Below are 1,140 nucleotides of genomic sequence, written 5' to 3' on the forward strand. Positions count from 1 at the left end.
CCTAGTCTTCTGAGTCAGGAATTCTATTCAGATAGCCGACGAGGCGTTCAAGGATCGCGTCTGCGGTCTTCGTCCAGACGTAGGGTTTGGGGTCGGTGTTCCATGCGGCGATCCAGGCGCGGATGTCCTTCTCCAGCGCCTGGACGCTCTTGTGGACTCCGCGTCGTATCTGCTTGTTCGTCAGCTCTGCGAACCAGCGTTCCACCAGGTTGAGCCAGGACGATCCGGTGGGCGTGAAGTGCAGGTGGAAGCGGGGATGAGCTACCAGCCAGGTCTTGATCGCCGGGGTCTTGTGGGTGGCGTAGTTGTCCAGCACCAGGTGCACGTCCAGGTCTGCCGGTATCTCCTGGTCGAGTTTGATCAGGAACTTCTTGAACTCCTCGGCCCGGTGCCGGCGGTGCAAGGAGCCGATCACCTTGCCGGTGGCCACCTCGAGAGCGGCGAACAGCGTGGTGGTGCCCGCGCGCACGTAGTCGTGGGTGAGGCGCTGCGGGACGCCGGGCATCATCGGCAGCACCGGCTGGGAGCGGTCCAGAGCCTGGATCTGCGACTTTTCGTCGACGCAGAACACCAGAGCGCGTTCGGGCGGGTCCAGATACAGGCCGACGACGTCGTGGACCTTGTCGACGAAGTACGGGTCCGTGGACAGCTTGAAGGTCTCTGTGCGGTGCGGCTGCAGACCGAAGGCCCGCCAGATCCGTGACACGGTCGACTGCGACAGGCCCATCTCCTGGGCCATGGCCCGCGTCGACCAGTGCGTGGCGTTCTTCGGCGTCGACTCGAGCGTCCGCTTCACCACCGCAGCGACCTGCTCGTCGGTGACCGTCCGGGGGCCGCCCGGCCGCGGCATATCACCCAGGCCGGCGATCCGGTGCTCGACGAACCGCTTCCGCCAGCGGCCCACCGCATGCGGCGTGGAGCCCAACTGCGCGGCCACGTCTTTGTTCGACGCGCCTGTCGCGCAGGCCAGGATGATCCGACACCGCAAAGCCCACGCCTGCGGAGTGGAACGGCGCCGCACCCATCCCTCCAGCGCAGCCCGTTCCGCATCCGACAGGATCAACTCGGCCTTCGGCCGCCCAGTACGTGCCACCAGGCAACCCTACACATCTGAACAGGATTCCTGACTCAGAAGACTAG

The 1,140-nt window shown here is 65.4% G+C and carries 1 protein-coding gene; it reads right to left on the bottom strand.

Annotation, left to right across the window (positions count from 1 at the left end):
• Window position 1 precedes the first annotated feature (1 nt).
• The gene (locus tag ACFY32_RS34080; RefSeq protein ID WP_359205026.1) at window positions 2-1,093 is read right to left on the bottom strand and encodes an IS630 family transposase; all 1,092 of its coding nucleotides are present in this window, start codon (window positions 1,091-1,093) and stop codon (window positions 2-4) included.
• Window positions 1,094-1,140 lie beyond the last annotated feature (47 nt).

The sequence above is a fragment of the Streptomyces sp. NPDC000134 genome, from assembly GCF_042899225.1.
Lineage (GTDB): Bacteria > Actinomycetota > Actinomycetes > Streptomycetales > Streptomycetaceae > Streptomyces.